Annotated in this window: 15 protein-coding genes; 6 read left to right on the top strand and 9 right to left on the bottom strand. The window is 57.8% G+C overall.

Annotation, left to right across the window (positions count from 1 at the left end; genetic code table 11):
• Positions 1–17 precede the first annotated feature (17 nt).
• On the bottom strand, positions 18–281 hold the full coding sequence (locus tag EDC27_RS02165; protein ID WP_123288969.1) for a hypothetical protein: 264 nt from the start codon (positions 279–281) through the stop codon (positions 18–20).
• A 451-nt stretch (positions 282–732) separates the two neighbouring features.
• Here EDC27_RS02165 and EDC27_RS02160 point away from each other — a divergent pair, with 451 nt between their 5' ends.
• On the top strand, positions 733–1593 hold the full coding sequence (locus EDC27_RS02160) for an REP-associated tyrosine transposase (protein ID WP_123288968.1): 861 nt from the start codon (positions 733–735) through the stop codon (positions 1591–1593).
• A gap of 60 nt (positions 1594–1653) precedes the next feature.
• Positions 1654–2196, top strand: coding sequence for a hypothetical protein (locus EDC27_RS02155; protein ID WP_123288967.1), 543 nt, complete (start codon positions 1654–1656; stop codon positions 2194–2196).
• A gap of 90 nt (positions 2197–2286) precedes the next feature.
• On the opposite strand, the gene EDC27_RS02150 is transcribed toward EDC27_RS02155, so the two are convergent.
• From EDC27_RS02150 to EDC27_RS02140, 3 genes are all read right to left on the bottom strand, one after another.
• On the bottom strand, positions 2287–3864 hold the full coding sequence (locus EDC27_RS02150; protein WP_123288966.1) for an ExeA family protein: 1578 nt from the start codon (positions 3862–3864) through the stop codon (positions 2287–2289).
• Between the two features lie 116 nt (positions 3865–3980).
• Positions 3981–4241, bottom strand: coding sequence for a hypothetical protein (locus tag EDC27_RS02145; protein WP_123288965.1), 261 nt, complete (start codon positions 4239–4241; stop codon positions 3981–3983).
• 32 nt (positions 4242–4273) lie between these two features.
• Positions 4274–5257, bottom strand: a complete 984-nt coding sequence (locus tag EDC27_RS02140) for a TAXI family TRAP transporter solute-binding subunit (RefSeq protein WP_123288964.1) — start codon at positions 5255–5257, stop codon at positions 4274–4276.
• Positions 5258–5662: 405 nt separating this feature from the next.
• Between EDC27_RS02140 and EDC27_RS02135 the strand changes: the two genes are divergently transcribed.
• Positions 5663–6523 (top strand): REP-associated tyrosine transposase, encoded by an 861-nt coding sequence (locus EDC27_RS02135; protein WP_123288963.1) that lies wholly within the window; start codon positions 5663–5665, stop codon positions 6521–6523.
• Positions 6524–6587: 64 nt separating this feature from the next.
• Positions 6588–7751, top strand: coding sequence for a glycosyltransferase family 4 protein (locus tag EDC27_RS02130; RefSeq protein WP_123288962.1), 1164 nt, complete (start codon positions 6588–6590; stop codon positions 7749–7751).
• An 846-nt stretch (positions 7752–8597) separates the two neighbouring features.
• Here the strand turns inward: EDC27_RS02130 and EDC27_RS02125 are convergent.
• The 5 genes from EDC27_RS02125 to EDC27_RS02105 all read right to left on the bottom strand — a co-directional run bounded on the left by EDC27_RS02125 (position 8598) and on the right by EDC27_RS02105 (position 16196).
• The gene (locus EDC27_RS02125) at positions 8598–9959 is read right to left on the bottom strand and encodes a sigma-54-dependent transcriptional regulator (RefSeq protein ID WP_123288961.1); all 1362 of its coding nucleotides are present in this window, start codon (positions 9957–9959) and stop codon (positions 8598–8600) included.
• A gap of 193 nt (positions 9960–10152) precedes the next feature.
• Positions 10153–12312: a TonB-dependent receptor plug domain-containing protein gene (locus EDC27_RS02120; RefSeq protein ID WP_170161522.1), complete on the bottom strand. Its 2160-nt coding sequence runs from the start codon at positions 12310–12312 to the stop codon at positions 10153–10155.
• 106 nt (positions 12313–12418) lie between these two features.
• The gene (locus EDC27_RS02115; RefSeq protein ID WP_170161521.1) at positions 12419–14116 is read right to left on the bottom strand and encodes a sensor histidine kinase; all 1698 of its coding nucleotides are present in this window, start codon (positions 14114–14116) and stop codon (positions 12419–12421) included.
• Positions 14117–14198: 82 nt separating this feature from the next.
• Positions 14199–15098 carry a hypothetical protein gene (locus EDC27_RS02110; protein WP_123288958.1) on the bottom strand — a complete coding sequence of 300 codons (900 nt, stop codon included), beginning with the start codon at positions 15096–15098 and terminating at the stop codon, positions 14199–14201.
• 114 nt (positions 15099–15212) lie between these two features.
• Positions 15213–16196, bottom strand: coding sequence for a CAP domain-containing protein (locus EDC27_RS02105; protein ID WP_148045651.1), 984 nt, complete (start codon positions 16194–16196; stop codon positions 15213–15215).
• A gap of 716 nt (positions 16197–16912) precedes the next feature.
• Between EDC27_RS02105 and EDC27_RS02100 the strand changes: the two genes are divergently transcribed.
• Positions 16913–20014 carry a DUF4214 domain-containing protein gene (locus EDC27_RS02100; protein WP_123288956.1) on the top strand — a complete coding sequence of 1034 codons (3102 nt, stop codon included), beginning with the start codon at positions 16913–16915 and terminating at the stop codon, positions 20012–20014.
• Positions 20015–20261: 247 nt separating this feature from the next.
• A complete protein-coding gene (locus EDC27_RS02095; protein WP_170161520.1) occupies positions 20262–22535 on the top strand; it encodes a tetratricopeptide repeat-containing sulfotransferase family protein in 2274 nt (757 codons plus the stop codon).
• The last annotated feature ends 34 nt before the right edge of the window (positions 22536–22569 follow it).

The raw sequence follows: 22569 nt of genomic DNA, 5'->3' as shown, positions 1-22569 counted from the left end.
AAACCCTTCCCTTGCCGTCATTGATTGCCGAAACCGCGAATGGCCCCGCAGTCCGGACAGGTCCAGGTGATGCCGTTGCAGGTCATGCCCCAAAAGTTTTCTTCCATGCAATCGGAACAGATCATGAAGCCGCACGGGCAGGTCCAGCAGAAAGGAAGTTCTTGCCCGCACACGGCGCACACGTACCGGTTTGGCCGCCGCCGCAAGCGGCGTCGTGCCGAGCTCTGGGGTTCCTTTTCCGCCGTTGGTTCTGAAGAGTTAAGGTGTTTTTGCAAAGCCATCGAACCTCTTTCGGCTTGGCCATCTCGCGTCCTCGCGCACAGCTCTATAACACCGCACCCTCCCCCAAGACAACAATCGGTTGGGGTCAGACCTTTATTTTTGATAGGATTTAGGGCGGGGTCAGACCTTTATTTTTGATACCGTTTGTTTTTGAGGAATTTTGCTATGGCAAGGCCGCTGCGAGTGGAATACGAAGGAGCTGTCTATTAAGTATTAAGTAACGAGTCGAGGAAACGCGCAACAAGACATTTTCCTCGACAAGGAGGACCATATTCGGTTCCTTGAGATTCTCGCTGATCTGGTTGCCAGATAAATGCACATGCACATGCAGTTGGGGTCAGACCTTTAATTTTGATAGGAGTTGTGCTCTAGTTAGTTTGTTGTGGCAAGCCCGCTGCGCGACGGGTTAAACTTTATCTTTCATACCGTTTGTGTTTGAGGGATTTTGCTATGGCAAGGCCGCTGCGAGTAGAATTTGAAGGAGCTGTCTATCACGTAACGAGTCGAGGAAATGCGCAACAAGACATTTTCCTCGACAAGGAGGACCGTAGTCGGTTTCTTGAGATTCTCGCTGATTCGGTTGCCAGATACACCTGGATTTGTCATGCGTACTGTTTGATGACAAACCACTACCACCTGATCATCGAAACTCCACAGGCCAATCTGTCTCGGGGAATGCAACGTCTCAATGGGGTGTACACCCAGTGGTTCAACCGACGGCACCGACGTGTCGGTCATCTCTTTCAAGGGCGCTTCAAGGCAATCCTTGTGGAAAAGGAGAGCCATCTTCTAGAGTTGACCCGGTACGTCGTGTTAAATCCTGTTCGAGCGGGGCTGGTCCGTACCGTTCAGAGTTGGCCTTGGAGCAGTTATCAGGCGACGTCCGGCCAGATCGAGGTGCCGGAGTTCCTGACGGTGGATTGGATTCTGTCACAGTTTGGCCCCGATCGAGCGCGGGCGGTTCGGGCCTACCGCCGTTTTGTGTCGCAAGGGAAGGGAGGCAATGTATGGAAAGAGTTGCGCGCGGGGGCCTTCTTGGGAACCGCTGGATTTGTGGAACAACTTGCGCCCTTGCTTTCGCAGAAGCCCCTTGACCCTGAACTTCGGAAGAAAGAACGGTTTGCGGCCCGGCCGAGCCTGGAAGAGCTGTTTTCGGGTATCTCCGACGAGGCAACGCGCAATGAACGGATTTGCCAGGCTGTGCGGACCTATCAATACAAGCTCAGAGAAGTGGGGGATTTTTTAGGATTGCACTTTTCCACCATCAGTGTCATTGCAAAACGGGCGAGCCAGGTCAAGAATCAAAAATAAAGGTCTGACCCCACCATTCTTGTCGGTCATCTCTTTCAAGGGCGCTTCAAGGCAATCCTTGTGGAAAAGGAGAGCCATCTTTTAGAGTTGACCCGGTACGTTGTGCTAAATCCTGTTCGAGCGGGGCTGGTCCGTACCGTTCAGAGTTGGCCTTGGAGCAGTTATCGGGCGACGTCCGGTCAGATCGAGGTGCCCGAGTTCCTGACGGTGGATTGGATTCTGTCACAGTTTGGCCCCGATCGAGCGCGGGCGGTTCGGGCCTACCGCCGTTTTGTGTCGCAAGGGAAAGGGGTCAATGTCTGGGAAGAGTTGCGCGCGGGGGCCTTCTTGGGAACCGCTGGATTTGTGGAACAACTTGCGCCCTTGCTTTCGCAGAAGCCCCTTGACCCTGAACTTCGGAAGAAAGAACGGTTTGCGGCCCGGCCGAGCCTGGAAGAGCTGTTTTCGGGTATCTCCGACGAGGCAACGCGGAATGAACGGATTTGCCAGGCTGTGCGGACCTATCACTACAAGCTGAGAGAAGTGGGGGATTTTTTAGGATTGCACTTTTCCACCATCAGTGTCATTGCAAAACGCGCGAGCCAGGTTAAGAATCAAAAATAAAAGTCTGACCTCAAAGTTTACAGCATTCTCAAACTTCGCCCCCCCCACTTTGCAGCAGAGTATCAAAACTAAAGGTCTGACCCCAAAGTTCTAAAGGTCTGACCCCAGATTTCTTTTGTTGAGAATCCAGTCGATGACGCGGCCGGGATCCGGCTGGGGAACATCGGGGTGGGCAGAACGGGCGGGCGGTTTGGCGGCCGAGGTGGAAGGCTGCAAGGGGGTCTTGTCCCGTGTCGGTGCTGTGAATGGAGCCGCACGGGAAAGATAGTTCTTGGGCTCTTGGAACAGTCTTACCCTTTCCGGGTCCCACGCTCCCGAAAGCCCTGGGTCCGTCGTCGGCCAGAAGCCATAACCAGGGGGGCTACCAAGCCGTTCCATGATGGAGAGACTGTGCGCCGCGCCGAGCATGGCCTGGCCTTGCTCAACCGCGGCCGGCTTCCTTCGCCGTGCGGACGATGGGTCTGGATGTGTTTTCCTCTTTTCCCCTGACGACGGGGTTGTTTCCCGTGCAGTCATGTACGGCGACGGCCGTTCTTCGTTGACGGCTTTTGGCTCCCACGGGGTTTTTTCCGGCAAGGGAAGGGGCTTGATGACGCGCTGCCCGATGGTCTTTCCGTTGCCGAAAGAGTCGGCAACCGCAGAGGACTTGGTTTCCGGGGGGCCGGTGCCTTCCAAGGGGTTCTGGAGCAAAGGCGTCTTTAGGGCCTGAATCCACTGCGTGGAAAGGCGTTTTACGGTTTCCAGAAGCCAGGCCCCCGTGGTGCGCGGCACTTCGAAATGCCACATCAAAACCAGCGCCAAAATCACGGCGCCCACGAGCACCGCGGCAAATCGTTTGCGGCGGCGGGATGGCTCGTGGGAACGCCCTTCCAAGTCGTTCACCACTTCTCGAACGATTTTCGGCGTGATGGTTTTTTGTCCGTAACCAAAGCCCGTGATGAAGGCGTTGTCGCAGATGATGTTGATCTTTCGAGGAATACCCTGGGCTTCTCGCACAATGAGTTCCAGCGCTTTGGCACTGAAAGGTTCCCTCGGCTGAATCTGCACCCGGGACAAACGGTGGCGAATGTATTCCAAGCTTTCCTTGGGAGTGAGCGGTTTGAGTTTGGTGCGGATGGCAATGCGCTGTTTGAGCTGGCGCAGCCGGTGCTGGTTCATAAGGTGTTCCAGTTCCGGCTGCCCAATGAGGACGATCTGAAGGAGTTTGTCCTTGGTGCTTTCCAGATTGGACAGCATGCGAAGATTTTCCAGAGTTTCCACGGGCATGTTCTGGGCTTCATCGATGATGAGCACCACGTTCCAGCCTTCTTGGTATTCCTGAATGAGCCGCATGTGAAGATCGAGGACCATCTCATAGGGATCCAGATCGGGCGGATCCAGCCCCAGTTCGCGATAGATCACCCGCAGCAGCCCCTTAAAGGATACGTTGGCGTTGAACACCAGAACGGTCTTGATTCGGCTGCGGTCATAGCGTTCCAGATAGCTGCGCACGATGGTCGTCTTGCCGAGGCCCACCTCGCCCGTGATCGTGATGAAGCCCTTGCGTTGCTGCACGCCGTAAATGATGGCCGCCAGCGCCTCCTTATGACTCGGACTTAAATACAGAAAATCCGGATCCGGCGTGATGTGAAAGGGTTCCGAACGGAATCCGTAGAAATCGAGATACATAGATCTCACGCTCTTCGGTTTTCAGGTTCTTAAGCCAACGTTCAACGCACGCGCACGTCAAATCGACAAGGCGCCCCAAGGTTGGCCTTGGTCCACGACCACGGCGTTAAGAATGTTCAAAGAGGCGTCCAGGACGCCGCCTTGAGGTCCCGCCATTGGTGTCTTTCCGGCCTTGGCGAGTTTTCCGTAGGCTCCAGAAGGGTCCTGGGCAACTGGACGAAATCGAACAGCGCTCGGTACCGGTCCTCTTCAACGGTGACACAAGGGAGCGTCCGTTTCAGGGTGTCGTCGGCCGTGCCGCCGGCTTCGAAACCCGGTCCCCGCATGGCGGCCATGAGGACCATAGTGACAACCATCCAAAAAGCTTTGCGAATCATAGCCGTCCCTTTTTGTGGTGATGAGGTTGGTCTTAAAAGAGCTTTTGAATGGCTTTCAGCACGGGATTGACGTCCTCGGATTTCGGCAGCTCGACCGGTGTGCCGGTGCCCAATTCCCTTCGAACGCACTCGTACTGTTCCCAACCCTTGAGTTGATAGGAAAGGTCCACGTTCTTCCACTTGGGATGCCCATGCCGGCGCAGCCAATCGAGATTTTCATAGAGAATTTTTGAAAACCGCCCCACCTCGCCGCAATGTCCGAACCGGTAATCGTAGGTGATGAGCATGGCCTTAACGGCGACCGTGGGGACTTCTTCCTTTTGCCAGTCGTATGTCCCTGCGGGGATGACGGCCTGAGGGTAGAATGCCACCACCTTTGTGTTGGTCAGGGGGATGAGCTTCAGCTGATCTTCGGCTTTGACGTTTTCTTTAAAGAGCCGAACCGGGCAACCGGCCACATAGATCATGGCGTCCAGCGTGCCGGCTTTGATCCGTTCCAGGGCTTCTTCGGTTCCCACCGGGGCCAATTCCTCAGGTTTCACTTGAGAAATTTCAAAAAGTATTTTGGCCGTGAGATACGTCCCGCTACCTTCCTTGTCGATGGCAACGCGCTTTCCTTCCAAGTCGTCAAAGTCGCTGATGTCCTTTCGTCCCACCACATGGATTTCCTCATCGTACAGAGGAAACACGATCTTGATTTTCTGTGCGATGCGTTTAAGGGCCAAAGGGGTCCGCACCTTGGCCACGAAAGCCAAAACGTCCGATTGGACGATTCCAAGCTGCACGCCGGGCCTCTTGTAGACCGCGTAAACGTTTTCCACCGACCCGTTGGAATGGAAGACCTCCAACTCATAACCCCGCGATTTCATGAGTTCCTGCAGGTTCAGTCCCACCTGATAGGAGGTTCCCTTTGGCCCTCCGGTGATGATCCCCAATTTCACGGCAGCCGCGGGTGAGGCCGAGAGCGTCAAAATCAAAATGGCTGCAAAAAGCTGCCCTCGACCTGTTCGTCCCATGAACAACCTCCTCTTGAACGGTTAAGGGGGGTGTTGCGCCAGAGCATAGACCATGCCACCCATTGTCCTTGTTATTGTCACAGGACGCGGGAAATGTCGCCCAGGGATGATCCGTTGTGCCGACCCGTTGATGGCTCAACAACCCTTGACACGGGGCCGCATGGCTCTGCTTTTCAGCGCCAAATCATCGCGCGAATCCGGATCTTGTTGTTTCTGTCTAGCAGAGTGAGCGGCGGCGGGCAACAGGATCGCGAGTTGGGAGCCAGATGTGGACGATGGGATGGATGCCGGACTGCGGAGGACGGACGACAAAGCAAGGTTTTTCGGGGAAGCTTGAAGGCTCATCGCGCAGCGACGGGGTCAGACCTTTATTTTTGATACCGTTTGTTTTTGAGGAATTTTGCTATGGCAAGGCCGCTGCGAGTAGAATTTGAAGGAGCTGTCTATCACGTAACGAGTCGAGGAAACGCGCAACAAGACATTTTCCTCGGCAAGGAGGACCGTAGTCGGTTTCTTGAGATTCTCGCTGATTCGGTTGCCAGATACACCTGGATTTGTCATGCGTACTGTTTGATGACAAACCACTACCACCTGATCATCGAAACTCCACAGGCCAATCTGTCTCGGGGAATGCAACGTCTCAATGGGGTGTACACCCAGTGGTTCAACCGACGGCACCGACGTGTCGGTCATCTCTTTCAAGGGCGCTTCAAGGCAATCCTTGTGGAAAAGGAGAGCCATCTTTTAGAGGTGACCCGGTACGTTGTGCTAAATCCTGTTCGAGCGGGGCTGGTCCGTACCGTTCAGAGTTGGCCTTGGAGCAGTTATCGGGCGACGTCCGGCCAGATCGAGGTGCCCGAGTTCCTGACGGTGGATTGGATTCTGTCACAGTTTGGCCCCGATCGAGCGCGGGCGGTTCGGGCCTACCGCCGTTTTGTGTCGCAAGGGAAAGGGGTCAACGCATGGGAAGAGTTGCGCGCGGGGGCCTTTTTGGGAACCGCTGGATTTGTGGAACAACTTGCGCCCTTGCTTTCGCAGAAGCCCCTTGACCCTGAACTTCGGAAGAAAGAACGGTTTGCGGCCCGGCCGAGCCTGGAAGAGCTGTTTTCGGGTATCTCCGACGAGGCAACGCGGAATGAACGGATTTGCCAGGCTGTGTGGACCTATCACTACAAGCTGAGAGAAGTGGGGGAATTTTTAGAATTGCACTTTGCCACCATCAGTGTCATTGCAAAACGCGCGAGCCAGGTCAGGAATCAAAAATAAAGGTCTGACCCCAGACTTACAGAATGCCGAATGGGATGAAGCCTTGAGAGGGAGTTGAAAAGCTGTGGACATTTTGGTGAATGCCATCCCGCTATCGGGTCTGCAAACGGGCATTGGGCGCACCCTAAGATGCCTCTACCAAGCTGTGGAAAAGCTTTCTTTTGGCCCGTTGCCCCTGTGCATCAGCTACTTTGACGGGTGGCGTGTGCGTCGAGACATGCCCAAGGCGGCGGACCCAAAGCAATGGCAGACACGGACTGATGCGGTGTGGAAACTTCCGGACCTTGTGGTCCTGGGCCGGAGAATCCTCAGGCAGGTGCAGGTGGAGTGGCGTCTGCGGCGGGTGTGCCGTCAAGCGTCCTATGACATCTATCACGAAGCGTCTTTTTTCCCTGCGGCGCAGCATCGAGTGCCCACGGTCTTTAGCCTTTTTGATTTCTCCCTGGACCGATTCGCTCATACGCATCCCAGAGAGCGCGTCTGGTTTTACCGTCTCTTTTTTGCGCGGCGCCTCCGCTACGCGTCCCACATCGTGACCATCTCCCATGCGGTTTTGAACGAAGCCAGAGCCCGGTTGAGAGTGGCCGACAATCGCTTGACGGCCGTGCCTCTGGCTCCGGACCCCATTTTTTCCCAAAGATCTTCCGAAGAGGTCGCCGCCGTGCGCCGCCGCTTTGGTCTGGACGGCGATTATTGGCTTTTTGTGGGATCTTTGGAGCCGCGAAAGAATCTACGTCTCTTCTGGGACGCCCTTCGACGCCTGGGGGCGTCGGCCCCCATGGTGCTGGCGGGCTGGCACGGTTGGGGGGATAAGTCGTGGCTGCGGGAGGCTGTGGAGCGAGGGGGGTCACGGACGCCGCGATGTGTGCTCACGGGTTTTGTCGACGATGCGACGTTGGCGGCTTTGTACTCAGGAGCGACGGCCTTGGTTTATCCCAGCCTTTATGAAGGCTTTGGTCTTCCCGTGCTGGAAGCCATGGCCTGCGGCTGTCCTGTGGTGTGTTCGAACATTGCGGCTTTGCGGGAAACGGCCGGGGATGCGGCCCTTTTCATCGAACCGCACGATCCCGACGGCCTGGCTGCCGTGCTGGACGACCTTCTTAGCCATGGCCGGCGACGGAAAGAATACAGACAACGAGGATTTGAGCGCGCTCGCCAATTCAGCTGGGAAAAAACGGCTCGGGCCATGGTCGACGTCTTTCAAAAGGTTGTGGAAAAGAATGCATAGCGACCATCATCGCGATAAAAATCAGGTCTAGCGCTTCAAAGGCTATTCCACCTCTGCCGATGGGCTCAAGGAAATCCTTTTCAGAAAACCTTCACGTCGTGTATTGACCGCCTTGGACCGCCTGAGTCTATCGTTGGAAAAAGGCCCATTCATCGCCATTCATGGACGCAACGGCTCGGGCAACCCAAACGGCGCGCCATCGTATCCGGCATGGTCCTTGCGGCCCACGGCACGGTGGACATACGCGGAAAGATCTCAGGATTGGTCCCGACCCCACCAACACAAAAAACACGGAAATTCAAAATCAAAGGTCTGACCCCAGCAGTTCACACCCCGGTTCGATTCAAAAATAAAGGTCTGCCCCCAATAGATGAATTCAAAAATAAAGGTCTGACCCCAATGACGATGACCCCAATGACGACCAATGGCCCTGACCGCCGAGGCTCGTTAGGCCAGCATTCAAAAAATAAAGGTCTGACCCCCGGTGTTCAAACCTGTAGGGGCAGGCCTGTGGCCTGCCCAATCACGCCCCCCTAACGTTGGGCTAACCCTCAAAATCAAAAATTTACCCCAAGAATCAATTCAAAAATAAAGGTCTGACCCCAATGACGATGACCCCAATGACGACCAATGGCCCTGACCGCCGAGGCGCGTTAGGCCAGCATTCAAAAATAAAGGTCTGACCCCCGGTGTTCAGACCCCGATGGATGCATTGGGCTGGCTTTCAAAATCAAAAGTTTGCCCCAAGGATCAGTTCAAAAATAAAGGTCTGACCCCTCGGTGTTACCCCCAGGTTCGATTCAAAAATAAAGGTCTGACCCCAATACAATAGATCGACCCCGGGGGTTAGTCGGTGGGGTGGTTGAGGTGCTTGAGGAGGGTGCGGAAGCGGCCTCGCGTGAGGCGAAGCAGCCTGGCGGCTCGGCTTTGGTTGCCACCGGCTCGATCCAGGGCCAGCTGCACCACGCGGCGCATGAGCGCGTCAAAATCCAGCCCCTCGGGCGGGAATTCCACCAGGTCGGTCACGTCGCGGCGCGGCTTTTCGGGCCGCAGAAACGCCAGGTCATCGGTGGTGATGGGCGGGGTGCCGCCGCGCAGAATCATGACGCGTTCCACCACATTGGCCAGTTCCCGCACGTTGCCGGGCCAGGCGTAGTCCTTAAGCAGGCGAAGGGCGGCGGGCGTGGCCGCTTCGGTGGGCGCGCAGGGCTTTCGCGTGTAGCGCTGAATGAAGTGAACCACCAAGGGCAAAATGTCTTCGGGCCGTTCGCGAAGCGGCGGCACGTGTAGGGGAAAGACGGCCAGGCGGTAGTAAAGGTCCTTACGAAAACGCCCTTCCGCCACGGCGTGTTCCAGGTCCATGTTGGTGGCGCACAGCACGCGCACGTCCACGGCAATGTCCTGGTTGCCTCCGATGCGCTGCACTCTGCGTTCCTGAAGGGCTCGAAGCAGTTTGGCCTGCACTTCCAAGGGCAGATCCCCCACCTCGTCCAAAAACAAGGTGCCGCCGTTGGCGAATTCCAGCTTGCCTTCCCGGCGCCGGTCCGCTCCGGTAAAAGCCCCGCGTTCATGGCCGAACAGTTCCGATTCCACCAGGCTCGGGGTCACGGCGGCGCAGTTGACGGCCACAAACCGAGACTTGTGGCGCGGGCTTGCCTGGTGAATGAGGCGGGCGATGACTTCCTTGCCCACACCGGATTCTCCCGTGATGAGCACCGTGGCGTCGCTGGCCGCCACCTTGAGGGCCGTGCGCTGGACGTTTTTCATGGCAGGCGACGCGAACACGGCGTCTTCCACGGCACCGGCGCTCAGGGCGTGGCGCAATCGAATGTTTTCCTGAAGCAGGCGGCGAACGCCCAACGCCCGTTCCACGGCCAGCAGCAGATCCTTTTCCTCGTAGGGTTTGACCACGTAGTCGCTGGCGCCCAGCCGCAAGGCTTCCACGGCGGATTCCACCGTGGCGTAGGCGGTGATAAAGATCACGGGGCAGCCCGGTTCCCGTTCCTTCACTTCCTGCAAAAGACTCAGGCCGTCCATGCCCTCCATGCGAATGTCGGTGATGAGAAGATCCACCGTGTCGCGCGAAAGAATGTCCAGCGCCTCACGGCCGTTTTCGGCGACAAGCACGTCATGGCCATGAGCCGACAGCAGCATGCTGAGAAGCGTTCGCACTTTGGGTTCATCATCGACGGCTAAGATGCGTGCCATAGCTTTCGGTTTCCCGATGACGGTTCAGAGCGTTGTGGGCCCCCTTTGAAGGAATCGGCCATAGGCAAAAAAACCGTGGCGAACGTGTGGCCGAATAGGCCACGAAAAGGCCCCGTGGCCCGTGCGCCACGGCATGAAGGCCCCCAAAAGCCTTCAAAGCCCGGCCGGCCACCGCCCGGGCGTTTTTCGACCGCTAAAAATCCAGGCGCCATTCAAGCCACACGCGCAGGGGCGGGCGTTCCGCAGGTCCAAAAACCCCGGGCACGGACCCGCCGCGATCCAGCAGGTTATCGGCCACCAGTTGCAGCGTGGCGCCTCGAGTGCCGGCATGGTGCCAGGTCCATGATGCGCGCACATGGCGTTCCCCTTGAAAACGTCCCGTCCTTCGGCCCTGATCGTAGGCGTAAGGCCAGGGCCCCGTCAAGAGGCCTTCCAGGGCCACGGTGGACGAGGCACCGAAATGCCGGCGCACGCCCAGCTGAACGCTCCAGTCCGGGCCCACATCCAAGGGCGATGTCCACGCTTCTTCAATGGGTGAGCGGGTTCCGTCGGGCGCCACGAAAAAGGCCTTGGTGACCCGGTAGTGGACGGCATCATCCGCCACGTCAAAGGCCGCCGCGGACCCGTACAGGTCCCATTGAGGCCCAAAAGCCCAGCGCGCCTTGATTTCCGCACCCGTGATGGCATGGCGAGACGGTTGGGATAGGCCTCCGTAGGGGTCTTCCTGCAGATGGTCGGACACGCGGCTGTGATAGACGGTCAAGGCCACCTGCTTGTCCGCTTCTTTGGTCCAGCTCAGCTCCAGCGCCGCCGTTTCGATGTTTTCGGGATCCAAGAACCGGTCGCCGTAGAGCTGCGCCGCGTAGGGTGTGCGGTAGGCGGTGCCGTAGGTGGCCTTAATCTGCCAGTCGCGCCCCAAAGACCAGGCGGCGCCGGCGCTCAGGGTCGTGGTGGATGCGTAGGTGTCCGTATCATCCAGGCGCAATCCAAGCCAGAGGTCCACGGGACCCAGGCGGCGCCGCACCTGCCCGTAGGCGGAAAGCACGGTGTTTTGAAAGTCGGCCTGCACCACGGACGGCACAAACACGTAATAGGTGGGTTTGAGAAGATCGGGTAAAAACCCGTCCCGCACCACCGCGTTGTGCGTGTCATCGCGACGGTACCCGGCGCCCAGCGTCACGCCGCCGCCTTCGCCCCACGGCCGGTACCAGACCAGATCCGCCGCGACCATGTCGTCCTTTTGCTTTCGAGAAACGTCGGCATCGGTGACGTCCAAAGGTACATGGGTGTAGGACGCGGTAAGGGAAAGGTCCGATGTTCCCAGGCGCTGCCGCAGCGTGCCCTTGAGAAAGGACACAGGCGCCCGCTTTTCTCCGGCCCAGGTGATGCCGTCCGTGTTGGTCATGGTGTAGCGGTGGCGGCCATCGGCCAGGCGCCCGGTGAAGGCGAGGCGATCCCCCACGGTGAGGGTTCCCAGGGCTTCCCACGCGTAGGCGTCATCCACGGTGTTGGCGGTCACCTGGTGGCTCGACATCCCGGCAAATTCATGGCCCGTCGGCTGCAAACTCAGATAGGTGTCCGTCCACGATCGGTATCGCACGCCGTGAACGTTCAGGCGCGCCGACACGGGACCCTGACGCCCCTGCATCGTCCATCCGGCTCCCAATTCGTTCTGGGATCCCGCCCAGGCGCGAACGCCCGCGCCACTCCCGTGAACCATGGATCGCGGCACCACGTTGACAATGCCGGCGTAGGCGTCCGGGCCCCACAGAACGGATCCCGGACCCAGAACAATTTCCACGCGGTCGACCCCGGCCAGGGACAGTTCCTCGTCCAGCGGATGCACGCTTTTCATCATGGGGGATCGCAGCGGCACACCGTCGTAGAGGAACAAAATCCCTTCGCGAACACCCCTGAGATACGGCGTGGATCCGCGTTCTCCCGGCCGCACCACAAAGCCGGCTTCGCTTCGAAGCACATCGGCCAGCGTGCGATACCCTTTGGTGAGGATATCCCGGGCCGTGACCACGCGCACGATGGCCGGCGCCCGCTGCGCCGACTCAGGGCGCCGAGAAGCCACCGTGAGCACCGAAAGGTCTTCGCCGGCAAAAAACACCAGGGGATCCACGTCCTGGGAAGCGCTCACGGCCACCGCCCCCGCAAACCCGTAAAAAGCCAGGCCCAAGGCCACGGCCACAAGAAACACGACGCGACCAAAGATTCGCCGCCGTTGCGTCATGGATTCTTCCGAGTGAACATCAGGCCGCTTCACGCCAACGGTTTCACAAAAACCAAACCCCCAGTGGTGCTCCAAAAATGTGACTCGGCCGCGCCGTGGGCTCATCTTGTCCATGAGACCTCGTGGCCGCGGTGTGCATGCGTTTAAGGCATCCACCTTTGGCGGCGATCCGTCTTTTCGCGCGTGAGGGGCCGTGTTTTTTTTCATCGTTCCCATATTGTCATGACACCTGAAGGACCGCGGGCACCCGCACCACAAATCGAGACCCCTTTCCGCCGAGCCCGGGTGTCCAGAACACCGTGCCGCCGTGGGCTTCCACAATGCGCCGCACCATGGCCAATCCCAAACCGCTTCCCTTGGCTTTGGTGGTAAAAAAGGGTTCAAATATTTTTTCTCGATGTTCTTCCGGAACGCCGGGCCCAGAATCTTCCACGGCAAAGCACCACCAGATGGCTTGATGGCGGGTGGCATCGTCGAAAAGGGCGTTGGGTTCTCCCGCATCCATCCCCTTTTTCGAATAGGCGTGCCGATGAGAGGCCGAAATATCCCTCGGCGCCGCGTCCTTCAACGTGTCTTTTTCGAAATTTTCGGCGGTGTGGCCATCGGGGCTCTGTGCCGCCGTGGCGTGGGGTTCCGTCCAGCTTTTCACGCGCACCAGGCCCCCTTGGCGCGTCGCTTCCAGGGCGTTTCGCACCAAATGGCCCAGGGCCGTTTCCATGAGCGCCGCATCAAAGCGGCCGGCCACGTGACCTTCCCCGGTGATTTCCACGTGCAGCCGATCGCCCCCTTCGGCCAAAAGCCGCATTTTTTCGGAGGCCTTTTGCAGCCACGCCACCCAATTTCCCGGCCGTCGATCGGCCACCACGGGTTTGGCAAAGAGCAGAAAATCCGAAACCAACCGATCCATGCGCCGCACTTCTTCTTCCATGAAGCGAAGGGCCGTGTCGTGGGTCGTGCCGTCGGGATCCGGGCGTTGCAGCACCTGCAGGCTGCCGCGAAGAATGGTCAGCGGGTTTTTGATTTCATGGGCCACCATGCTGGAAAAGCGCCCCACTTCCGCCAGGGCTTCGCGGCGGCACAGGCGGGCGTTAAGCTGTTCCAAATCCTTTTCGCGCCGGGCCAGGGCGTCCAGCATGGCGTTGAACATGTGGGCCACCTGGTCCGTTTCGCGAAGGCCGCTTTGAGGTGCCCGCACGGCAAGGTGCCCCTGGGCCACGTCACGGGCTGCGGCTTCCAGACGACGGAGCGGGTGAGTAAGGCTGCGGGCGATGGCGCCGTAGACCAGGGCGGACACCACAATGAGGCCCGTCGTGAACAGGGCAAACCGAAGCACCAGTTGCCGAAGCAGTCCTTGAAGGGTGTCCAGTCGATAGCCCAAGCGCACCGTGCCGATGCGCCGCGGCGCCGTGTCGGTATCCAAACCCGGCAAAGTGTTCTGAATTTCCCGAGTCCACACGGGAACGTCCACCCAGCGAAGCCTGGCGTCTTCGACCCACGGATGCCGTTGATGGACGTAAACCGGGCGGTCTTTTTCATCCAGCACCTTGATCCCCTGCAAATCGGCCTGGTCCACCAGCGTTTCCACGGCGGATCGCACGACGTCGGGATCCTGCAGCAAAAGCCCCAGTTCCGTGTGCAAGGCCGCGTATTGGGCCAGCACGCGCAGGTGTTCTTGGTAGCGGGCGGTAAGGAAAGCCGATGTGGTTCGAAAACCCAGCGTGGCCACGGCCGAGGCGGTGACGGTAATGAGGATCGCTCCGGCCAGGGTCAGACGCCGGGCCAAAGAGGGCTTCATGGGCCCTGCGGCGCCAATGGAAGGTTCCACCGGGCGACGTCCACGAAAAACCCGCGCCAAGACCGAAGGCCGCTTTGTTGCCGCCGGAGAAGATGCCGAAGGTCGAAACGTCTCATCCGTCATGTCGTCGCGTTGCCCAATCTGGCCATGCATGGCTGTGCCCAATGGGCCGGTGCACCCCGCGCGGGTGGGCCGGCCACGTCCTTTATTCCACAAAAACCTTCAAAGGCAAAGGATCGGGGACCTTGAGATGCAGATGCCGTAGCGTGGACGCTCGAAGCACCACGCGGTAAGGGGCATGCATCACCATGGAATCCCGACCCCAGCCGGGGGACGTTAAAAGCTGCGCCGCCGCCGTGCCCGTGGCTTCGGGATCAAACAAAAAGGCCGCCGCGGCACCCGCTTCCAAAAACAATCGATTGTACCCCACGGCAAGAAGCCGACGAAGCACGGCGTGGCGCACCACGTGGCGAATGACGGCCGTGGACGAAAGCTGCCCATGCGGAAGAAAAAGCACGGCCTGGGCCGATGCCGCGGCGGCTTTCTGAAGCGCCCGTTCCCAGGCCGGGGAATCGGTCACGGCCAGAGGCAGTGTTCGAACCGGAAAAGATGGGGATGGCCCATTGGCAATGCTCTCATGAGGGCCCCGAGGCGGTTCGGTGGCCGAAAGCACGGCCACGGTGGTCACATGAGGAAAAAGGCGATGAATCCACGCCACCTGTTCGTCCACCGGAATGGAGAGAACGATGGCGGACGATGGCGCATGGCCCTGAAGGGCTTCGGGAGCGTGCAGGACCATCAAAGCCAAAATGGGCGCGTTGGGCTGCGATGCGGCCACAAGATCGGTGGCTTCCGGCCCCACGGTCACCACGGCATGAAGCGGGGTGGTGGGATCTCGAAGGGTGTCTGTGATCTGAGAGGGGCCGTCTTCCAGGTAGAGGCGCTGCACCGGGTGGGGGATGGCCTTTTCCAAGGCTTCCACGGCCACAAGGTAGGGCCGAATTTCACGGGATAGGACCACCACCGTGCGGGCCGGTGGTTCCGCTCCACGGGCCGAGGCGCACAGGACAAAAATCAGTGCGGCCAGGCCCCATTGAATCCGCACAGGGTCCGCCTTTCGATGAAATGGACGTGCCACGCCATGGTGCGTGATGGCTCGATGAAAAAGAAACGGCGTGTTCCTTTAAAAAAACCGGAACGCTTTGGCCCCATAGAATCCTTATCTGGTGGGAAAAAGATCCAACCACACATGCACGTCCCCCGCCGCCGCCCTTTCGGCGGCCACCACCTGACCCGTGGTCCGGTTCACCCCTTCCACCACCACAGCCTGCCATTCAGAAAGGGCCGGACAGATGTAGCCGCCCAGAGGATCGGTTCGCGTTTCCCACCACAGGGTGCCGTCGTCGCTGCGACACCGCACGGAAAAGGGTTCCGTCAACGGATTCCAGGGATCGAGAAAGGGCCCGGTGAATCCGTGCGGGCGCACGGACCCCACCACCATGGGAAAAATCTTCAGAGGTCGCCCCACATCGCAGACGGCCAGATAGGCGTGGATTTCCCGGCCGTCCACGACGCCGGTGACGGCTTGAAAATGAACCCCCATGTCCGTGGCCCATAGAGAAAAAAGACGTCGCTGCGCGGGATCAAAAGCGGCCAGGTCGGCCAAAAGCCATTGGCGAAACACGGTCCAGACGGCTTCCAGACCATCCATGAAGGCCACCTGATCCAAAAGACCCAAGAGTTCGTCCACGCGAACGACCCCATAGCCCAGGGCGGCCGCCCGTTCCTCGGGACCCAGGCCTTCCGGAGACCGAGTATCATAATAGGCACGGGCCACCATATCGGCGGCGTGAAAGCGGGCCGAAGCGGCCAAAAGATCATTGGGAGCCAGGGGAGGAAGGCCTGTATCCAGCATCCAGGCATCGGGTCCGAGGGCGTGCCGAGCGGCCGTTTCATCGATCCCGGCGCGCTGAAGCATGGCCAGGGGTACCGTGCGCGCTTCGTTAATGAGGCGCATGAGGGTGGCCGTTTCCAGATTCAGGGGCACGGTTTCTTGGGCTTCCACGTTGGGAACCATGAGGACCATAAGGGCCAGCACCAGGCCGATCCGCGCCGCGCGCCAAGGGGCCACGACGCCCGCAAAAACGAGCCATCTTTTAAAGGAGCCCGCCAACCGGGCCGGCACTGCGCTACAACGGGTCATCACCGGTTATCCTTCTGTTAAAGCTTTCTTCGCGGCCATGACGGCCGGCGAAGGGGTTCCATCGTGTTTTTGTGCGTTTCCTTCAGCCGGGGGCTTAAGAAAGGTATGAGGCCCCGACCATTCATGTTTATACCAAAGTCGTGCCGTTTTGGGGCATTGGGAAAAACCCGGGCGGCCGATAACCCTTGTTAAAAGAACGGCGCACGGCGCCATCGTGGGTGTGGCCCCGCGCCGCAGCGTGCCGATGGCTCGTTTCAACCAAGCACGGTCTAAGGCAACCAGGGGGTTTGATGGCCGGTGCTTTTGTTTTTGGGGTCGAACCGGCCCCGTGGCGTTGACGCCGTGGTGGCGTGCGCCTTGTCATGGCCGTTGGCGACCAGATCGTGGGCGGCTGAGGCCCGTGATGGTGGGGCGTTCATGGCGTTGGCATGTGGGGCACGTCCTTTGCTTGAGGTACGGCGGTGGAAAGAACGCTGTGCCGGAAAAGATGCGCTTTTCCCTTGACAACCCTTTGACCCTGGGGCAATAGGGAAGGCACAATGGCTTGTCATGGAAATCGAACCATCGCTTGAGGCGCACAAAAATTGAACGAATGAAGCTGAAAAAGAAAGGGGTGATGCCAAAAGAGAAACCGCCACGAGAGAAACAGGGGGTTTTTGAAAGGGCTGAACGATGTTTTGTTGGAACGGAATGAAAAACCAGGCGAGGAGGAAAGTATGGCTGATGCATTGACCAACAAACAATGGATTGAAGCATTTTACGTGGCCTATTTTGGGCGCGCCGGGGACCCTGACGGTGTGGCCTACTGGCTCGGTAAGGTGAACAGTGGTGAGTTGGATCTGGAGGGCGTGGCCGAAAACTTTGCGCAGTCAGCCGAAGCCACGGCGCAGTACGCGTATTTCAATATAGTCTACAATCTTCCGGGCTACCCCATTTCCGATGCCTTGTATGAGGGCTTTGTCACGCAGGTTTACCGGAATCTGCTGGAACGGGACCCGGACGACGATGGCCTGGCCTACTGGGTCAATGAGCTGAAGACGGGGAACTCCAGCCCTGGCGCCTTTATCGGCTACATCATCAATGCGGCGCAGGTGGACCAGGACGGTGATTCGGCAGACGATTGGGCCACCATTTATAACAAGGCCCAAGCGGCGGAATACTTCACCGACTACCTGGTGGAGAACAATATCGAATGGACCCAGACGCTGAGCAGCCAGGTGAGCGCCATTTTGGACAATGTGGACAAAGACAGTGACCTGCCCGCGGTGGAGCAGCAGATGGACGACGTCATCAGTGAGTCCGAAGGCGCAACGACCGGTGAGACCTTTGTGCTCACCACGGGTCTGGATACCTTTGAGTCGGTTGGCAACGGTGTGGTGAAAGCCGTTTTGTCGTCAAATACAGGTGAGACGACGTGGGGTGTGGCCGATATCATCTCTGGCGCCACCACCGGCAGCAAGATGGATCTGACGGCCGTCATCGGATCTGGTGGTACGTCCACGGCGGGCCGTTCCGTCGATGGCATTGAAAGCTACGACATCAAATTCGTTGATGACAACACTTCAGGTGGCGACACTCTAACTGTCAATGCATCGACGCTTACCGGCGCCAAGTACTTTACCATCGTGTCGGCCACGGCGTCGTCGGGTGATGGTCAGGAGACTCCGAATGATAAAATCGAATTCCAACAGCTCACCTCGGATCAAGTTGTGACCATTAAGTCCACCGACAGCGACCTTGATGTTGACCTGAGCTACAAGGATGGTGAAGATACCAGTTCCGCCGACACGGCAACGGTTTATCTGAATGGCGCCAAGGCAAACACGATCACCGTCAACGGCGCCTTCGAAACCGTCAAGGTGGATGGCACAGGCACCTCCAGTGTCAAAGAGCTCAATGCGTCGGGCGACGCCATGACCACGCTTGAAGTGACCGGCTCCGGCGCGACGACCCTTTCTGCCGTCAAGGGTTTCTCCGACACCGCAAGTGCGTTGGCGATTGACGCTTCCGCTGCAACCGGCGACGTCACCATCGGCACCAACCTTTCCACCAAATTCACCAGCGTCAAGGGCGGCAGCGGCAACGACACCCTGATTGCCACGAACACCAGTGGCGCCTCAATTACCACCGGCTTTAAGTCGGAAGGTTTCGAGACCATTCTTTTTAAGGAAGATGGCGTCGCGAGCTCTTCCTTGAGCCATACAATTAATTTGACGAATTCGACCGATGTCACCACGGTGGGGCTGCGTGGTAACGCGGGTGCATCTGGTGCTGGCGACACGGTCACCTTTTCCAATATCGCTGACGGAAGCACGATCCTGCTCCAAGGGAACAAACAGGCTGGGAACCAGTACATCGGTAGCGTAACGGCCACGGTAAAAGGCGCAACCCCCACAGCACCGGCTGAAGCCTTGACGGTGGAGATTAACAACCAAGGCAAAGACGTGGGTGTGTCGGGTGGCAACGAGAATAAAATCTATGTCGGTACCGTCACCGCCGATAACGTCAAGAACATCACCATTGACGCCGCCGACGGCGACGTGGCCCAATTCACGCTGGCTGCCAAGAACCTGGTCAGCCTGACCCTGCAAGCCACCGAAGATTTGGTACTCGGCACCGTTGGCTCGAGGGCTACAGGCACCTTGACCACCATCGACGCGACGGGCGTGGCGGGCAAGGCGGAATTCCAATTGGCGAAGGACATGGAGAAAGATTTGGATGTCACCACCGGAGCCGGCAATGACAAGGTGACCCTTGGCGATCAGAGTGGCTCCAGCGCCACCACCATCACGATTGATCTGGGTGACGGCAACGACACTTTCGTCACTGGCGCCGTTAGCGGTGGTGTCACCCTGAATGTGGATATGGGTGCCGGCGACGACACGGTTGAAGTCAGCGATAACAGCGACATCAATACCGATAAAGGTCACAGCATCGACTTTGGAGAAGGTACGGACACCCTGAAGTTTACAGGCACTAGCGGTTCAGACCTCAGCACCGTAGAGATGACCGGCCTCGAAAAGGTGATTTTGACAGGTTCCGGCAATCTGAACGTTCAGGCAGAAAGCTTCAGCGGAAAGGAGATCGAAGTCTCAACATTCAGCACCGGCTTGCTAACGCTCACCGGCACGAGCGGCGCTGATACGATCGACGCGTCGAAGCTGACCATCGTCGGCTCGACGGGCGTTGGCATTGAGGGCGACAGTGGCGCCGACACCATCACCGGCTCCTCCGGCGACGACAGCATCGATGGCGGCGCTGGCGACGACGTCATCTACGGCGGCGCCGGGGCGGATACGTTGACCGGTGGGTCAGGAGCTGACATCTTCACCTACACGGCGGCCAGTGATTCGAATAGTGGTAGCGGTGTTGACACGATCGACTTCAGCGCCAGCGATGGCGACAAGATCGCGTTTGACGCCGCCAGCGGCGGGTTGTTCGCTTCTGCTATCTTTTCTTCTTCTGGTACCAATTATGTAAGGGTCTTGAAATCAGCGTCGGCAAATTCTATTCAATTAATTGATGTAAGCCAGTCGCTTGCATCTGCAAGTGCGATAGCTGGTTTTTTCGGATCTACTGGTTATAATAATGCGACCGCTTTTAAAAATGCTCTTAACACCGTTTCAGACGTGGGCTCGGGTAGGCTCGTAGCTAATGCGTGGTACATTGTATTTGGGAAGGCAAATAATAGCAGCGCAATATGGGTCGCCAAGGCTAAGGCTAATGCATCTGCTAATGCCCTCTCAAGCGCTTCGATTATCATGACGATCAGTCTAACAGGTGGAGCTCCGGCAGCGAATGATATTGTTATTTACTAAAAAGATGTGGATCAACAACGAATGGAAGCGTAAGGGACATCGTTTATTGATCCGACGTCGGTTGAAGACAAACCGGAGTCATTGACTCCATCAGCAAAAAAAGGCGCCTTTACTTCGGTAGAGGCGCCTTTGTCCATCCATCATCGCTGAAAAGAGACATGGTGTGATGCAACCCATACAAGAGTTACTTCATAGTGAAAAATCAGCCGGTCCGGACCTCACCCAACTTCGGCAGTGGCAAAGAAGCATGCAGCCTGAGCTCGTGGTTGCGGCGCTCAAAGATTGTCCCATTGAATCCATGACCCCGAAGGTGAAGGCCGTCTTGGCTTTGGCGCAGGTCACCGCGGGTGCGATGGAATCCCTCGAGCTGTTACAGGAAGTGGCCTCACAGAATCCGGATGCCGAAGACCCTTTCTGGCTTTCCGACGTGGGTTTGGCTTGTCTTCTCACCGGCAATGTGGACAAGGCCTGTGACCTATTGCAACAGGCCACCCGAAGTTCCTTGGCCACAGCCGTCGACTTTGGGCGCTTGGCCGCCGTGTACCTGGCCCAAGGCGATTTGGAACAGGCTCGAATTCATTACCAGGAAGCTGTTGACCGCGAACCGGGCCATGCTGTCTGGCACAGCAACCTTGCGGGGATTTTGGTCCGTCAGCAGCGCCTGGAAGAAGCCCTGGCGCAGTACGAGGCAGCCCTGCGGCTTGATCCCGACCTGGTTCAGGCCCAGCAGGGCCGAACATCGGTCCTGGTTGCCATGGAACGCACGGAAGAACTGGTCGAGGAACTCACAAGCCGGCTGAAGCAGGATCCGGACTCTTTGGAGACACGCCTGCAACTGGCCAGATTGATGGACCTGGACAACCAGTTGACGGAGGCCGTGCGCACCCTTCGCGAGGCCTTTGTTCCGGTTGACGAAATCACGCCACCGCCGGCCGATCTTCCCCTTGAACAAAAGAAGGAAACCGAGTGGTGGAAGCAGATCGCCCTGCGGGCCGAATTGGCCCGGATTTTTATGGAACGCAGTCGACCCGCCATGGCGTTGCACCTTTACCGGCAGATAGAGAAATTACAACCCGAAAATCCCGTGCCGTGTTTTGTGGGCCAGGCGAGTGCACAATGTGAATTGGGTGAGTACCAGGAAGCCCTTGAACTGCTGAGCAAAGCAGAAGCCTTTTTAAAAGAAAAAAGAGAGTTGCCTGAAGCGGTTTTGTTGAGTGCACCATCCCAGAGCCTGCCTGAAACTCCGGGCACGTTTCTCAATATAGAGCTGGTTCGCTCGCATATTTTGTGTGAAAGCGGTGAGTACGAAAAAGCAGAGGAAATACTGCGCGAACAACTCAAGACCTACCCAGGCCATGCAGGGCTTTTATCGTCCCTTGGCCAGACGCTGCTCTGGACCGGTAAACTGGATGAAGCGGCAGAGCTTTTTCAGGAGGCGGCCAAGGTCAACCCCATGGCCCTGGCTCAACTGGTCAGCGCCAGACGCATGCCTGAAGACGAACAATCCATTGAGGTGATGCGCCAGGTTGCGGACAACCCCTTATACAACTATGCCGTCCGCTCCAATATGGCCTTTGCCCTGGCTGAGGTGTTTGAAAAACGAGGGGAATACGCCGACGCGTGGCATTACTTGGATCTGGCCAATTCGCTCGTCAACAAGCGCCTAAACTATGACCCCAAAGCCTTTTCCAGAAGGGTGGATGACAACTGTTTGTTTTTTACAAAGGCCTTTTTTGCCAAACAAGAACGCATTCGGCTCAGTGACCGAACGCCGATCTTTGTGGTTGGGATGCCCAGGTCCGGCACAACCCTGACCGAGCAGATTCTCTGTTCGCATCCCCAGATTTATGGTGCCGGTGAACTGGATATTATGTCCCGGCTGGTTTACCTCATGCCGCGGGTTCTCCAATCCAAAGAACACTACCCCTTCTGCATGGAGGCTTTGACACCGCATCTTCGCGAAGAAGCGGCTCGTTTCTATTTGTACAGGCTAAAATTCTATGACACCGAACACGAATATGTGGTGGACAAGATGCCGCACAACTTTATGCATCTTGGCCTCATCGCCATAATCTTTCCCAAGGCCAAGATCATCCATGTGCGGCGTGATCCCCGCGACACGGCGTTGTCCAACTACCAACAAAATTTCAAGGCCAGACACGGCGGCCTTGGGTATGCTTTTGACCTGGAAAAATTGGCCATGCAGCTTAATGACTACCACCGCATGATGAAACACTGGCGCGCGGTTTTGCCCATTCCCATGTTTGAATTTCGGTATGAAGACCTGGTGGAAGACCTGGCCACCTGGAGCCGCAAGCTGATTGAATTTGTCGGTCTCGAATGGGACGAATCCATGATGGAGTTCTACAAAACCCAACGCGCGGTGCGCACGGCCAGTGTCTCCCAGGTCCGCCAACCGATTTATAAAACGTCCAAGCAAAAATGGCGAAAATACGAAGCCTACATGAAGCCGTTTTTTGACAATCTCAATCCCAAAATACTCGAGGAATGGGAAGCGTAATTTTTTGATGACGTTCCACACGCTCAGGGATAAA

Source organism: Desulfosoma caldarium (assembly GCF_003751385.1).
Taxonomy (GTDB): domain Bacteria; phylum Desulfobacterota; class Syntrophobacteria; order Syntrophobacterales; family DSM-9756; genus Desulfosoma; species Desulfosoma caldarium.
The sequence above is the reverse complement of the archived record's forward strand: the minus strand, read 5'-3'. Positions and strand labels throughout refer to the sequence as shown.

Bases quoted from the DNA above. Each gene is read 5' to 3' on its own strand.
- EDC27_RS02165 (WP_123288969.1), bottom strand. From the start codon at position 281: ATGGCTTTGCAAAAACACCTTAACTCTTCAGAACCAACGGCGGAAAAG.
- EDC27_RS02160 (WP_123288968.1), top strand. From the start codon at position 733: ATGGCAAGGCCGCTGCGAGTAGAATTTGAAGGAGCTGTCTATCACGTA.
- EDC27_RS02150 (WP_123288966.1), bottom strand. From the start codon at position 3,864: ATGTATCTCGATTTCTACGGATTCCGTTCGGAACCCTTTCACATCACG.
- EDC27_RS02145 (WP_123288965.1), bottom strand. From the start codon at position 4,241: ATGATTCGCAAAGCTTTTTGGATGGTTGTCACTATGGTCCTCATGGCC.
- EDC27_RS02140 (WP_123288964.1), bottom strand. From the start codon at position 5,257: ATGGGACGAACAGGTCGAGGGCAGCTTTTTGCAGCCATTTTGATTTTG.
- EDC27_RS02135 (WP_123288963.1), top strand. From the start codon at position 5,663: ATGGCAAGGCCGCTGCGAGTAGAATTTGAAGGAGCTGTCTATCACGTA.
- EDC27_RS02125 (WP_123288961.1), bottom strand. From the start codon at position 9,959: ATGGCACGCATCTTAGCCGTCGATGATGAACCCAAAGTGCGAACGCTT.
- EDC27_RS02120 (WP_170161522.1), bottom strand. From the start codon at position 12,312: ATGGACAAGATGAGCCCACGGCGCGGCCGAGTCACATTTTTGGAGCAC.
- EDC27_RS02115 (WP_170161521.1), bottom strand. From the start codon at position 14,116: ATGACGGATGAGACGTTTCGACCTTCGGCATCTTCTCCGGCGGCAACA.
- EDC27_RS02105 (WP_148045651.1), bottom strand. From the start codon at position 16,196: ATGACCCGTTGTAGCGCAGTGCCGGCCCGGTTGGCGGGCTCCTTTAAA.
- EDC27_RS02100 (WP_123288956.1), top strand. From the start codon at position 16,913: ATGGCTGATGCATTGACCAACAAACAATGGATTGAAGCATTTTACGTG.
- EDC27_RS02095 (WP_170161520.1), top strand. From the start codon at position 20,262: ATGCAGCCTGAGCTCGTGGTTGCGGCGCTCAAAGATTGTCCCATTGAA.